This window comes from Sporofaciens musculi, from assembly GCF_009830285.1.
GTDB lineage: Bacteria > Bacillota > Clostridia > Lachnospirales > Lachnospiraceae > Sporofaciens > Sporofaciens musculi.
On sequence record NZ_WUQX01000001.1, the window covers coordinates 1273888 to 1287077 of the forward strand.

A 13190-nucleotide genomic window follows, 5' to 3' on the forward strand; every position below is an offset into this window, starting at 1 on the left:
CATGGATACCGACAAAGTAATACAAGACTTGAACCGGCGGTTTGCTGTCCCTTTGCCGGAATTTTATCAGCGTCGTATCATCTTCTGGTACGATGAAGATAAAGAATTTGAGGACAAGTTGGACGAGGTGGTTCTTGAAAATGCAAAGGTGGTTGCACTGACTGGAAACAACGCATTTTCTGTGAAGAAGCTGCTTTCAGTAGACGATTTGACCACAAACTATCTGGTTTACAGTCCGTTGGCGTACAACCGCCCGGATGATAACTGGCTTTTAGATATAGAGCTTTACAGCGAGGAGTTCCGGGCAGATTTGATTTCTATTTGGATGGATGAGATGGGACTTGCATCGAATCCGGCCATGAGAAAGCAGGTGAAACATTATCGTGCCTATTTCAACGCGAAAGACCGTCGTTTGAAAATCAGCACTCAGAATAAAGTTCCGGCAACTCCGGCACAGCTGCATATGGCTGTTATGGCGGCAATCTGCGGATTGAAGGACGCACAGCCCAACCAGATTTTACGCAGTGTGTTCCGTGGTGTTAGTATATAAGTGTGGACAGGAAAAGTTGAACAACCTATACTATCAAGTGAAAAAGCAAAGGAGATGTTCTATCTCCGCAACGATTCTATGGAGTATAAACGTAATAAGCAGAAATATGATACTAAGCCGGTAACGGTTAATCTGTTGTCAGCAAACCGTAAAATCAGTAATATGATTTTTTCTCTGAATTTCTATCAGAAGGATGCTGTTGGCGCCAACCGTGAAGCAGCTGCCTATCAGGTTTACTTTACGGATGAAAATGGCAGGCAGATTAGTGATGTTCAGAAGATTATTGCAGATAAGACAAGCGATAATGGTGCAGAGCGTACTTTCCGTTGCCAGTTTAATCTGAAATCTCTGAAATACAGCAATACTGCTGCTTATTATCTGGTCATTGCAGATGAACAGGGATTGCAGATGCCGCAGCGTGAGCCATTCCAGATTGACATCGCTTTTGCGGTGGATGAGTTTGATTTCTTTAGTTAAGTACCGTAGGAGGATGGAAAGATGGAGCAATTTACAGAGGGTGAAAGCACCCGTGAAGAGATAAAGAACAAGCTCCGCCAGAACTTTGACCGTAAGATTGTTCGGAAAGACCTGACAAAGAAAATCAAGGAAGGGGCTAATGTCCCGGTCTATGTGCTTGAGTTTCTGTTAGGTCAGTATTGTAGTTCGGATGATGAATCGATCATCGAGAAAGGCGTACAGAATGTAAAGCATATTCTTGCGGATAACTTTGTACGCCCGGACGAATCGCAGAAAATTCTCTCTCAGCTGCGTAAAAAAGGCAGCCACACAATCATTGATATGGTGACAGTCCGCCTGGATATGAAAAAGGACTGCTTCTTTGCAGAGTTTTCTAATCTGGGAGTTGGAAATGTGCCGATTGCGGATGAATATCCAGAAAAGTTTGACCGGCTGCTCTGCGGTGGTATCTGGTGTATTGTTCAGCTGGACTATGAAGTGGAAGGCGACAACAATTTTGGCATTGAGGATATCGACGGAAATCCGCTTCGCTCCAAACAGAAAAAGCAGAAAGATATTTCTCCGATCAGTATCCGAAAGCTGACACCGATTCAGATGCCGCACGTTGATATTGATGAATTGAAGCAGGGACGAAAGGCATTTACCAAAGATGAATGGCTTGATATACTTCTGCGTTCTATTGGTATGGAGCCGGATGAATTTACATATCGTGAGAAATGGCTGCTTTTGACCCGTATGATTCCGTTGGTTGAGAATAATTTTAACCTTTGTGAGCTGGGGCCGAGAAGCACTGGTAAGTCCCACCTCTACAAAGAGATTTCTCCAAACAGTATTTTGATTTCCGGTGGGCAGACGACGGTGGCAAACCTGTTTTATAATATGGGACGCAAGACTGTTGGACTTGTCGGATTATGGGACTGTGTGGCTTTTGATGAAGTTGCCGGTATCCGGTTCAAGGATAAAGACGGAATCCAGATTATGAAAGACTACATGGCATCCGGTTCTTTTGCCCGTGGCAAAGAGGAAAAAGTTGCGGCTGCTTCCATGGTCTTTGTAGGTAATATCAATCAGAACGTGGATGTACTTCTGAAAACCTCCAGCCTGTTTGACCCATTCCCGCCGGAAATGGGAACTGATACGGCGTTCCTTGACCGTATGCACTGCTATCTTCCTGGCTGGGAGATTCCAAAGTTCCGACCGGGACACTTTACCGATGATTACGGGTTTATCAGCGATTATCTGGCAGAGTTTATCCGGGAACTGCGAAAAGACCAGTATGGTGATGCTCTTGACCACTATTTCCGTCTTGGCAAGAACTTAAATCAGCGTGATACGATTGCAGTCCGCCATATGGTGGATGGCTATTTGAAGCTGATGTATCCGAATGGTGAGTTTACCAAAGAAGAACTGGAAGAAATTGTTCAGATTGCTCTGGAAATGCGTCGCCGTGTCAAGGAACAGCTGAAAAAGCTGGGCGGCATGGAGTTTTATGATGTGAATTTCTCTTATATTGACATGGATGATATGTCAGAACATTATGTTTCTGTACCGGAACAGGGCGGCGGCAAGCTGATACCGGATGGAATGTGCAATCCGGGACAGGTTTATACGGTATCCAGAGGAAAAAGCGGTATGCTTGGCGTATTCCGTCTGGAAAGCCAGATGCTTCCGGGCAATGGGAAGATTGAGCGTATCGGATTGGGCAGTGATTCCAAATGCAAGGAAGCTGTGAATACGGCATTTAACTATCTGAAAGCCAATGGCAACAGGATTAGCGGCTCTATCAGCACTTCGACCAAGGACTATATCATCAATTATCAGGACTTGCAGGGTATCGGAATGACAGACAAGCTGGCACTTCCTACACTGATTGCTCTTTGCTCGATTGCACTGGGAAAACCGGTAGTCAGCAATCTGGCAGTGCTGGGCGATATTACGATCAGCGGCACGATGATAAAGGTGGATGAACTTGCCAATACGCTTCAGGTGTGCCTGGATAGCGGTGCGAAGAAAGTTTTGATTCCAAGTACCTCTTTTGTGGATTTCGCAAGTGTTCCGGCTGATCTGATGAGTGCATTTCAGTTGATTCCGTATCAGAGTGCGGAGGATGCAGTGTTTAAGGCATTGGGGGTTGAGTAAGCATATAAATTAGGAGGGCATGAATGGCTATTGAGAAGGTAATCATTCAGAATTAATTCTGATATGCATAAAACGACAGAACATGATGGGAAATTCTGGGTTCATGAGAATGATATTGCTGGATATATGGATACATATAATCCCATTCAGCTACGATATGATAAAAGAACTAAGGTGAATATGCAATTTGAAACGATGAATTTTGGCTCAGCTAAAGGGCTTACATTCAATAGGGTCTTGATATATCCGACACAACCAATGTTAAACTGGTTGTCTGGAAAATCCAAAGATATGAAAGATGAAAGCCGTTCTAAATTTTATGTTGCGGTAACAAGAGCAAGATATAGCGTAGCATTCGTATACAAGACAAAGCATCTTCCATCCAATGATATTGGAGTAAAATGGATGCCAAAGTAATGGGATAAATAAAATGACACGACAAGAAGTATTTAGCTGGTGTAAACAACAGTACAACACAGAACCGGAATATCCGTGGAATGACTGGAATGTTGTCTTACGCCACACAGACAATCAAAAATGGTATGGTCTGATTATGGAAGTCGGAAGGGATAAACTGGGACTTCCTGGAGATGGAGAAGTTGATTAATAACAAAATATAACAATTATTAAATTTCTTGAAATATATGAAATCTCAATTCCAGTTTGTTGGGAAGTCAAGTATAAAAAGAAATCGGAATTTCATAAGGTTAGAATAATGGTTAGAGAAGTAAAATGGACAAAATATTTATGGCTGAGCGTGCTCTCATTTGGAGCATTTATGCTTGAATATCTGTCAATATTCGTAATTGAAGTTACATTCCTACATATAGATATGCAGAATGATACAATGCAGCAGAGAAGCATTCATTGTATCATAATGGTTTTTATGTGGGCGTTTTTCATTGGTATTCTTCTGTTTTTTTCAAGGAAATATTATCATTTTCCAGAAAGAGGGAACAACAGGGACAAGATTTCTTTGAAAAATTGGATAGTAACGCTTGCCTGCTTCATTGGCTGCAAAATTATCACTTTCATTGATTGGCATACATTAAAGCTCATCAAAGAATCACAGGGTAAAACCGTATTCCAATTGTGTGTGCAATATTTATACTATATATTTGAAGTAATGCTTGTCATTCTAATCATAATATATGGACAAAAAGCAATTGAAACCTTGTTGAAAAAAGAAAGTCCAATTCCTTTTGGCGGTATTATATTGGCTGTGACATAAATACTTTTGTGATAAACTTATCTTATAAGTGAGGAGAGAGATTATGAAGACAGTATGCAGAGCATGTATGCATCAGTGCAGCCTAAAGCCTGAACAGCGGGGCATATGCAAAGCCAGAAAGAATGAGGGCGGCAAGATTATCTGTGAAAATTATGGGCAGGTTACTTCTCTTTCGCTGGATCCGATTGAGAAAAAGCCGCTTAAGATGTTCCGGCAGGGAAGCCAGATTCTTTCTGTCGGAAGCTACGGCTGTAATCTGAGGTGTCCGTTCTGTCAGAATCATGAGATTTCTATGGCATTTAAGAGAAATGATTCCCAGACGGTGGAGACAGTTTTTATTTCTCCCCAGGCGTTGGCAGAGGAAGCGAAAAAGTGCGCCCGAAGTATGGAAAATATAGGCGTGGCATTTACCTATAACGAGCCTTTGGTGGGATGGGAGTACGTCCGTGATACTGCAAAGCTGGTTAAGGACATGGGGATGGTTAATGTGCTGGTCACCAATGGGACGGCATCCAGAGAGGTTCTGGAGGAAATACTTCCCTATGTGGACGCTATGAATATTGATTTGAAGGCGTTTACAGGGGAAACTTACCAAAAGTATGGCGGAGATTTGGAGTCGGTGAAAGAATTCATTGTTCGTTCGGCAGGGTCTTGTCATGTGGAATTGACGACATTGATTGTGCCAGGGGAGAATGATGCTGCAAAGGAGATGGAGGAAGAAGCGCGGTGGATTGCTTCTGTAGAGGAGTCTGTCGGCAGGAAGCTTCCCCTACATGTCACACGGTTTTTCCCGCGGTATCATATGAGAGACAGAGAGGCGACGGAGGTTCAGAGGGTGTATGAGCTTGCAAAAAAGGCAAGGGAGTATCTGTCTTATGTGTTTGTGGGGAATTGCTGAGAATGTAATGAATTAATATCATTATGATGAAGGAAGCCTGGATTCCGGTATTTTAAAGCAAATAAATAATGACGCAAGCCGCAGAAAAAAGCTGCGGCTTTTTAAATTCCGATAGAATGAAAATCTGTATGTTATGTCTCAAAAACCATATGACAGGAAACTCATATTGCCGTTTGTGCAAAAAAGTTTATAATATAAATAGGATGAGTCATATCTGACAGCAAGCAAGGAGTGAATTTAACATGTATCGGATTGCCATATGTGATGACGACAGCGGACTTCGCCGGTTTTTGCGGCAGACGATTGAGGAAGAAGGACCGCCCTGTGTTGTGGATGAATTCTCAGACGGAGTGAATTTGCTTAAAAGCTATAACCAATGGGCAGCTTCTGACGTATGTGTGGGGGCTTCAGAAGAACGAGGCTTTGATATTCTGTTTTTGGATATTGATATGCCCCGAATGAATGGGATTGATACGGCAAAAAAGATTCGTACAACAGACCGAAGGGTGAAGATTATCTATGTTACAGGTTATCAGGATTATATGGGAAAATCTTTTGAAGTACATCCCTTCTCCTTCCTGGTCAAACCCGTCAAAAAGGAGGAGATTGTCAGGCAGATAAGGGAAGCCCTTCTGTACGGTAAAGCAGAAGAAAAGGAGATTCCCCTTCGATTACAGACGACAGAAGGTGTGGAGGAATTTAGGGCGTCGGATATCTATTATCTTGAATATGTTAGCCGTAAGCTTCGATTCGTCACAAAAAAGGGAGAAAGTATGGTTCGGGGAAAGATTTCCGAATATCTGGAAAGGCTTGAAGCCTATGGATTTGCTTCGCCCCACAAGAGTTTTGCGGTCAATCTCTACCATGTGAAAGCCATACGGGGATACGATATTATTATGATGAATGGGGAGAGGATTCCCTTGTCCCAGAAACGCTCGGTAGAGTTTCGGGGCTTGTTGGGAAAATATCAGGCAGACCGGCTATAAACGATAGAGACACCCAATGGGAGATAACGCTGTTTCATGAGTGGGTGCCAACCCAAAGGAGGGGAGAAGGAGTGAATTGGTCTGAATCGGCTACGCTAAATGAAACTCTTAGAATCCTGGAAACATTTGTGATTACCCTGTGTACCTGGTTTTTTATGAGCCATACAGACCAGAATATTGAAGGGAAAAAGAGATACCGCTTCCTGTTACTGCTTCTATACTGGGCTGGTTTTGCAGGGATTACATTTGGTTTAAAATACAATAGCTATATTAACCTTTTTCTTCCAATCTATATGATTGTGATGACAATGGCGACAGGTTACAGTCTGTATAACCGCCAAAGGATTTATGTCTTTTATTACTTTTTATTTCCTGTGACGATAGTAGCTGCCCGAATCTTCATAGGCTATTTAATGTATGGTTACATGTCGGCTCGGTGGGGAACCATCATTTTCGATTATTATCTGGCAAACGTGGTGTTAGTGATTAGCCAGTTGACGGCAATTCTTCTGACCGGCGTGTGGATTGTATTGCTGAACAGGTCCAAATACGAGCATATGAAGGGCGTCCGGTTTGCCGGCTTGTTCCTGCCGCCTGCTGTCAGCGTATTTATTATATTTTCCCTAATTTTTATCGGAAATGTATTTATGCAGATGTACGGAGTGTTTCTCATTATCATAGATATTTTCTTTCTGGTATTTATGAACCTTTATGTCTGGTATTTATTTTCTTACCAGTCCAAGAATGAGAAGTTAAGGGCAGAGCTTGAGCTTTGGAGGAAGCACAGTGAGATGCAGTATCAGTACTATGAGCGGGTGGAAGGCCAATATCTGGCTTCCCGCAAGATGATTCATGACATGAGGAATCACCTTCAGGCGATTGAGGCCTTAAAAGAACAGGACGGGGACAAGGGGAAGGAATATCTAAGGGATATGCATCAGATGCTGGATTCCCTTACGTTGGTAAGTTATACCCATAACCGTATGTTGAATATCATTTTGAATGAAAAGGCAGCAGCAGCCAGGGAGTCGGGAATTCTGATGGATATCCAAATCGGAAGGATTAACCTTGGGCATATGCGGGATATGGATATGACGACCATTTTTGCCAACCTTCTGGACAATGCATTGGAGGCGGCGGGCCAGGCTAAAGGAGAGGGCAGGATTCAGATTCGTGCAGATGCATTTCATGAATTTACGGTAGTGAGGATTAAAAATACCATGGGGACGCGGCATAAAAGCAGGGAGGAGGGAGGAAGGCTGCACATGGGAATCGGTCTTATTAACGTGGGCCATACGCTGGAGAAATACGGCGGGGGAATGGTGACCGAAGAAACAGAGGATGAATTTGTTGTGAAGCTTACCATACCAGACGACAGTGAAAGGATGCAAGGCAGGGTGGGAAAATGGATTTCAGAGGAAGGAGAGAAAGATTTATGAAAACAGGAAGAATGGGATATTTGTTAGGCGTTTTTATGCTGGCAGGAATGTTGGCGGGGTGCGTAGGAGGCCAGAAGCTGTCGGAGCAATTTGACGAGGAGGAAGTGAAGGCGGCCGCAGAAGAAGTGATAGAAATCTTGAATGACGGGGACGTGGATACTCTTGTAGAGGAGAAATGGAATTCTACGATGAGGGGTATGGCAGACAAGGATATGATGGAAAAAGATGTGCTTCCCATTGTGGAAGAACTAGGCGCTTTTGAGGGATTTGACAAGGAAGCAGTCACGGGAAACAAGGACAAGGATACGGAGCAGGAATTTGCGGTTGCAATTATAATAGGAAAGTATGAGAAGCGCAAGGCGCAGTTTACCATTTCCTTTGACGAGGATATGAAGGTGGGCGGTTTCTATATTAAATAGAGGTGAGACATGGGTATTAATACAAGGATATGCGTGGTAATGAGTATAGTTTTTTTGGGTCTGGCGCTTTTGTTTGGGATTTTGAAGGGGAAGGCGGCAATCCTGATTGCAGGATTTAATACGATGCCCAAAGAGCAGAGGCAGCAGTATGACAGGGAGAGAATGAGCAGGGATCAAAGAAATATATTCATCCTGTGGGCAATGATTCTTGGAGCCGGCGGCGTCCTGTCCTGCCTGTTTTCGTGGAAATATGGGGCGGATATAGCGCTGCTTATCTGGCTGGCGGTGTTTTTTCGGGATGTGCATCTGGATGAGGAGAAGGCTTTTGGTAAGTATCGGTTGAAGTAACAGGGTGACATTTGGGGGAAATGGGCTTATAATGTTCTTGGAAGATGTGGTGAGAGGATGTGGCAGAGTGAAGAAAAAATTCAATGTTACAGGCTTGTGCATGCCAGACCGACATTATATGTCAGATATATCAGAGTGTCTGAGAGCTATGAAGATATACGTTGATGATGGCGCTTATTTTACTGTCAATCGGGCAAGACAGTACGGAAAAACAACTACGCTAAATGCACTGAAACGAAAGCTTGAGAATGAATATACGGTTTTTTTGATAAGCTTCGAGGGAATTGAAGAAGAAGTTTTTGCAGATACAGGCTCTTTTTGCGTGCGTTTGCTCGGTCTGCTTCATGATACTCTGAATTTTGGCGAGGTATCAGGTATACCGGAGGATATTAGAGAAGAATTGTACCAGAGAAGCGTTGGGGTTTCCCAGGAGGTGAGTTTCCGCATTTTTACAAATATGTTGATACGTATCTGCCAAAATGCGGATAAACCGGTTGTGCTTATGATTGACGAGGTGGATCAGGCTGGTAACTATCAGGTATTTGCGACATTTCTTGGTGTCTTGAGAGATATGTACCTTAAACGGGATACAAGACCGGCATTTCAATCCGTAATTTTAGCCGGAGTGTACGATATTAAAAATTTAAAGGAGAGGATTCGTCCTGAGAAAGAGGGCGTTTCGGATAGTCCGTGGAATATAGCAGCAGATTTTGAGGTAGATATGAGCCTGTCTGTGAAGGGTATTGCGTATATGCTGCAAATGTATGAGAATGATCATCATACTGGAATGTCGATTAAGGTAATTTCGGAGATGATTTACGATTATACATCAGGATATCCATTTCTTGTTTCAAGAATCTGTAAACTGGTGGATGAAGTAATCGCAGAAAGCGAAGAATTTGCAGGAAAAAGTGCGGCATGGACAAAGGAGGGCATTCAGGCGGCAATCCGAAAATTGCTGATGGAGAGGAATACGCTTTTTGAATCACTGATGGGGAAGATAGACAGCAATCCAGAATTGGAAAGAATGTTGTACACCTTATTATTTGTGGGAAAAGATATTCCCTTTAATGCAGACAATCAGTCAATTATGTCTGCGGCTATGTTTGGATTTGTGAAGAACAGGGGTGGAAATGTAGCCTTATCCAACAGGATTTTTGAGATGCGTCTTTATAATCGATTTTTATCCGTAGAAGAAATGCGGGAAAGTGATATATATAGAGCATCTATTTATGATAAAAATCAATTTATTATTGGCGGTCATTTGAATATGCGTCTGGTCCTGGAGAAATTTGTAGAACATTTTGATGAATTATATAAGGATAGTGAAGAAAAATTTATTGAGGAATCCGGCAGAAAATTATTCTTGCTTTATTTACGTCCAATCATTAATGGAACCGGAAATTATTATATCGAATCCCGAACGAGAAGTATGGGGCGTACAGATGTAATCGTAGATTACAGGGGAGAACAATATATTACAGAAATGAAGATTTGGAGAGGTAAGGAATACAATCATCGTGGTGAGAAGCAGATTGTCGGATATCTTAAGGATTATCGCCAGACAACAGGTTATATGCTGAGCTTTTGTTTTAATAAAAAGAAGAAGGTTGGCGTATACGAGCATGTAATCGGGGATAAGAGGGTGATTGAAGCAGTAGTTTGAGATGCGATATAAAGGGCAGAAGCCATGATTTACAGATTATAGTAAATTTCTACCTTGTATTCTTGTAAGAATCTTGGTACAATAATAAAACTAAATAGAATAATTTAAACCTTCCAAAAGCAGTTCGGGAGGTTTTTTGTATGAGGAAAGAGGAATACACAATTAATGAAGGAGAAATTAAAGAAATTATTCGCCTACTATGGCCCATATAAGAGCTTGTTCTACAGCGACATGTTCTTTGCCATACTGGGCGCGGCGGTGACGCTGGTTATCCCGCTGGTGGTAAGGCACATCACCAACGAGGTTGTATACTTTGAGAAGCCGCAGGCCAGAGAAGCCATCCTGATGCTTGGCGGGCTGATGGTTGCCCTTGTGTTGTTGGAGATTTTCTGTAATTTTTATATTGCCTATTTTGGTCATATCATGGGCGCGAAGATGGAAGCAGATATGCGAAGAGATATCTTCGGTCACTACCAGAAGCTGACTTTTGCATTTTATGACAACCAGAAGGTGGGGCATCTCCTGTCAAGGATTACTAGCGATTTGTTCGACATCAGCGAGCTTCTTCACCATGGTCCAGAGGATTTAGTCATTTCAGTCATTAAGATTATAGGCTCCTTTGTCATCTTGCTGGCAGTAAATGTAAGGCTTGCCCTGGTGGCGTTTGCATTTATTCCGGTTATGGCTGTGTTTGCTTTCTACTTTAACGGGAAGATGGGCAAGGCGTTCAAGCGAAACCGAGAGAAGATTGCGGAGATTAACAGCCAGATTGAAGACAGTCTGTCGGGAATCCGAGTGGTGAAGTCATTTGCCAACGAAAAAGAGGAGATGAAGAAGTTCAAGCAAGGAAACGACAACTTCGTGGCAGCAAAGAAGGTTAGCTACAAGTACATGGGAATCTATAATTCCGGTCTTGGGGCTATGAGCACCCTCATTACGGTGGTGGTGCTGGTCGTTGGGGTCAGCATGATGCTGTCGGGTACGGTTGCGTTGACGGACTTGATTACCTTTCTTCTTTATATTAATAATTTTACTGATCCGGTCAAGAAGCTGGTATCCTTTACCGAGCAGTTTCAGAACGGATATTCAGGCTTCGAGAGATTTCTTGAGATACTGTCCATTGCGCCGGACATTAAGGATAAGCCGGACGCAGTATCGGTGGGACAGATGCGCGGAGAGATTGAGTTTCAGGACGTGTCCTTTTGCTATGAGGAGCAGAATGAAAGGGTGTTAAACCACATTAACCTGAAGGTGAATGCAGGAGATTACATGGCTTTGGTAGGACCCTCCGGTGTTGGAAAGACGACTCTTTGCAGCCTGATACCGAGATTTTATGATGTTTCATCAGGCGCCATTACGGTTGATGGCATTGATATCCGTGACATTAAGTTAGATGATCTGCGCAACAATGTGGGAATCGTCCAGCAGGATGTATACCTGTTTGCAGGAACGATTCTTGACAATATCCGTTATGGCAGAATGGACGCTACGGACGAGGAGGTTGTGAGGGCAGCGAAGAATGCCAATGCCCATGAATTTATTATGAGCTTCCCTCAGGGGTATCATACGGATATTGGGCAGCGGGGAGTGAAGCTCTCAGGCGGCCAGAAACAGCGGCTGTCTATTGCGCGGGTGTTTCTTAAGAATCCACCCATACTTATTTTTGACGAGGCTACGTCTGCGCTGGATAATGAGAGTGAGCAGATTGTAAAGAAGTCTCTGGAGGGGCTGGCCAAGGAGAGAACCACCTTTGTGATTGCCCACAGGCTGACTACGATTCAAAACGCACAGAAGATTCTTGTACTGACAGAAGACGGAATCGCAGAAGAAGGGACGCATGATGAGCTGCTTCAGAAGAAAGGAATCTATGAGGCATTGTATCACCGTAATTTTGAAAATGTTTAAAGGTGAGTGATCATGAAATCAGAATTAAGACAATGGGTGAAGGCAGGCGCTGCCGGTATTTGTACCATGACTATGATTTGTTCGGGAATGACTGTTTATGCAGATGAGCTGGACACTATGGAGAGCCAGTCTTCGGAATTGAAGAGTGAACTGGAAAGCATTAATGGAGAGCTTCTTAAGATTGGCGGTCAGATTGCGGAGATTGAAGTGGACATCGATGAGGTGAATGCGGAGATTGAGAAGAACCAGGAGCAGCTTGCCATCGCAAGAAAAAGCGAGGAACGGCAGTATGAAGATATGAAGCTGCGTATTAAGTATATCTATGAAAATGAAGGGGAATCCTGGCTGGGGTTGATTTTTTCCGCACAAAGCCTGGCAGACTTAATCAATAAGGTGGATTTTGTTCAGACTCTGAACGAGTATGATCGAAATATGGTCAGAGAGCTTCAGACCCTTCGGGAGAATATCGAGATAGAGGAAGATAGGCTGAGTGAACAACAAAAGTTGTATGCTGAAATGGAGGAGGAATTAAGCGCCAAGAAAAAAGAATTGAGCGCTAAAGCAGAAGAAACCTCCACGGATTTGAATGTTTTATCAGATAAGATTCAGAAGCTTAAGGAGGAGAAGGCGGCTGAAGCGGCGCGGGCGGCGGCGAAAGCAGCCCAGGAGGCGAAAGTAGCAAAAGCGGCCCAGGAGGCTCAGGCGAAAAAGGACGCTGCAGATAAGGCGCCTTCATCAGCAGGAGGCTCAGGCGGCGGGAGTTCATCGAAGCCCTCTGGTTCACAGTCCTCCGGTTCACAATCTTCAGGGGGAGGCTATGTGTACCCGTCCGGTTCGGGGAAGCTTAATCCTACGGTGGGCGTGGTCTATTTTAACGGTCACAGGGAGACCTATTATTCCCAGAGAGTACTGCCTGGATACGGCTTGAATATACCAGGGAGGCATGTGGCGTCTGACGGTACAATCCGCGACGCTAATGGGAATCTGTGTCTTGCCAGCAGCGACCATCCCAAGGGGACGGTGGTACAGACTTCTCTTGGTACGGGAGTTGTATATGACAGCGGCTGTGCCAGCGGAACGATTGATATTTATACAGACTGGTAGAATACCGCTTTTTTGAGAAAAGGGGCTT

14 protein-coding genes are annotated in these 13190 nt (G+C 43.6%); all 14 read left to right on the forward strand.

The window, feature by feature from the left end:
• Position 1: 1 nt before the first annotated feature.
• Positions 2-550, forward strand: a complete 549-nt coding sequence (locus GN277_RS31665; RefSeq protein WP_330587138.1) for a hypothetical protein — start codon at positions 2-4, stop codon at positions 548-550.
• 78 nt (positions 551-628) lie between these two features.
• Positions 629-1027 (forward strand): hypothetical protein, encoded by a 399-nt coding sequence (locus GN277_RS31670; protein ID WP_330587139.1) that lies wholly within the window; start codon positions 629-631, stop codon positions 1025-1027.
• 21 nt (positions 1028-1048) lie between these two features.
• The gene (gene brxL, locus GN277_RS06345) at positions 1049-3166 is read left to right on the forward strand and encodes a protease Lon-related BREX system protein BrxL (protein ID WP_159750329.1); all 2118 of its coding nucleotides are present in this window, start codon (positions 1049-1051) and stop codon (positions 3164-3166) included.
• 63 nt (positions 3167-3229) lie between these two features.
• A complete protein-coding gene (locus GN277_RS06350; protein WP_159750330.1) occupies positions 3230-3583 on the forward strand; it encodes a 3'-5' exonuclease in 354 nt (117 codons plus the stop codon).
• A 13-nt stretch (positions 3584-3596) separates the two neighbouring features.
• Positions 3597-3773, forward strand: coding sequence for an MmcQ/YjbR family DNA-binding protein (locus tag GN277_RS06355; protein WP_204162711.1), 177 nt, complete (start codon positions 3597-3599; stop codon positions 3771-3773).
• A 108-nt stretch (positions 3774-3881) separates the two neighbouring features.
• Complete coding sequence (locus GN277_RS06360; protein WP_204162712.1) at positions 3882-4397, forward strand: hypothetical protein; 516 nt, start codon at positions 3882-3884, stop codon at positions 4395-4397.
• A 43-nt stretch (positions 4398-4440) separates the two neighbouring features.
• Positions 4441-5295 carry an AmmeMemoRadiSam system radical SAM enzyme gene (gene amrS, locus GN277_RS06365; protein ID WP_159750331.1) on the forward strand — a complete coding sequence of 285 codons (855 nt, stop codon included), beginning with the start codon at positions 4441-4443 and terminating at the stop codon, positions 5293-5295.
• Between the two features lie 242 nt (positions 5296-5537).
• The gene (locus GN277_RS06370; RefSeq protein WP_159750332.1) at positions 5538-6281 is read left to right on the forward strand and encodes a LytR/AlgR family response regulator transcription factor; all 744 of its coding nucleotides are present in this window, start codon (positions 5538-5540) and stop codon (positions 6279-6281) included.
• A gap of 71 nt (positions 6282-6352) precedes the next feature.
• Positions 6353-7720: a sensor histidine kinase gene (locus GN277_RS06375; RefSeq protein ID WP_159750333.1), complete on the forward strand. Its 1368-nt coding sequence runs from the start codon at positions 6353-6355 to the stop codon at positions 7718-7720.
• Complete coding sequence (locus GN277_RS06380; RefSeq protein WP_159750334.1) at positions 7717-8139, forward strand: DUF3887 domain-containing protein; 423 nt, start codon at positions 7717-7719, stop codon at positions 8137-8139. Before GN277_RS06375 ends, GN277_RS06380 begins: the two co-directional genes overlap by 4 nt.
• Before the next feature lie 39 nt (positions 8140-8178).
• Positions 8179-8487, forward strand: coding sequence for a DUF3784 domain-containing protein (locus GN277_RS06385; protein WP_244324617.1), 309 nt, complete (start codon positions 8179-8181; stop codon positions 8485-8487).
• A gap of 118 nt (positions 8488-8605) precedes the next feature.
• Positions 8606-10153, forward strand: a complete 1548-nt coding sequence (locus GN277_RS06390) for an AAA-like domain-containing protein (RefSeq protein WP_244324618.1) — start codon at positions 8606-8608, stop codon at positions 10151-10153.
• 165 nt (positions 10154-10318) lie between these two features.
• The gene (locus tag GN277_RS06395; protein WP_159750337.1) at positions 10319-12058 is read left to right on the forward strand and encodes an ABC transporter ATP-binding protein; all 1740 of its coding nucleotides are present in this window, start codon (positions 10319-10321) and stop codon (positions 12056-12058) included.
• A gap of 12 nt (positions 12059-12070) precedes the next feature.
• The gene (locus GN277_RS06400) at positions 12071-13162 is read left to right on the forward strand and encodes a coiled-coil domain-containing protein (RefSeq protein WP_244324619.1); all 1092 of its coding nucleotides are present in this window, start codon (positions 12071-12073) and stop codon (positions 13160-13162) included.
• The last annotated feature ends 28 nt before the right edge of the window (positions 13163-13190 follow it).

Excerpts from the sequence above, each read along its gene's own strand:
- GN277_RS31665 (WP_330587138.1), top strand. The coding sequence starts at position 2 with ATGGATACCGACAAAGTAATACAAGACTTGAACCGGCGGTTTGCTGTC.
- GN277_RS31670 (WP_330587139.1), top strand. The coding sequence starts at position 629 with ATGGAGTATAAACGTAATAAGCAGAAATATGATACTAAGCCGGTAACG.
- brxL (WP_159750329.1), top strand. The coding sequence starts at position 1,049 with ATGGAGCAATTTACAGAGGGTGAAAGCACCCGTGAAGAGATAAAGAAC.
- GN277_RS06350 (WP_159750330.1), top strand. The coding sequence starts at position 3,230 with ATGCATAAAACGACAGAACATGATGGGAAATTCTGGGTTCATGAGAAT.
- GN277_RS06355 (WP_204162711.1), top strand. The coding sequence starts at position 3,597 with ATGACACGACAAGAAGTATTTAGCTGGTGTAAACAACAGTACAACACA.
- GN277_RS06360 (WP_204162712.1), top strand. The coding sequence starts at position 3,882 with ATGGTTAGAGAAGTAAAATGGACAAAATATTTATGGCTGAGCGTGCTC.
- amrS (WP_159750331.1), top strand. The coding sequence starts at position 4,441 with ATGAAGACAGTATGCAGAGCATGTATGCATCAGTGCAGCCTAAAGCCT.
- GN277_RS06370 (WP_159750332.1), top strand. The coding sequence starts at position 5,538 with ATGTATCGGATTGCCATATGTGATGACGACAGCGGACTTCGCCGGTTT.
- GN277_RS06380 (WP_159750334.1), top strand. The coding sequence starts at position 7,717 with ATGAAAACAGGAAGAATGGGATATTTGTTAGGCGTTTTTATGCTGGCA.
- GN277_RS06385 (WP_244324617.1), top strand. The coding sequence starts at position 8,179 with ATGAGTATAGTTTTTTTGGGTCTGGCGCTTTTGTTTGGGATTTTGAAG.
- GN277_RS06390 (WP_244324618.1), top strand. The coding sequence starts at position 8,606 with ATGTCAGATATATCAGAGTGTCTGAGAGCTATGAAGATATACGTTGAT.
- GN277_RS06395 (WP_159750337.1), top strand. The coding sequence starts at position 10,319 with ATGAAGGAGAAATTAAAGAAATTATTCGCCTACTATGGCCCATATAAG.
- GN277_RS06400 (WP_244324619.1), top strand. The coding sequence starts at position 12,071 with ATGAAATCAGAATTAAGACAATGGGTGAAGGCAGGCGCTGCCGGTATT.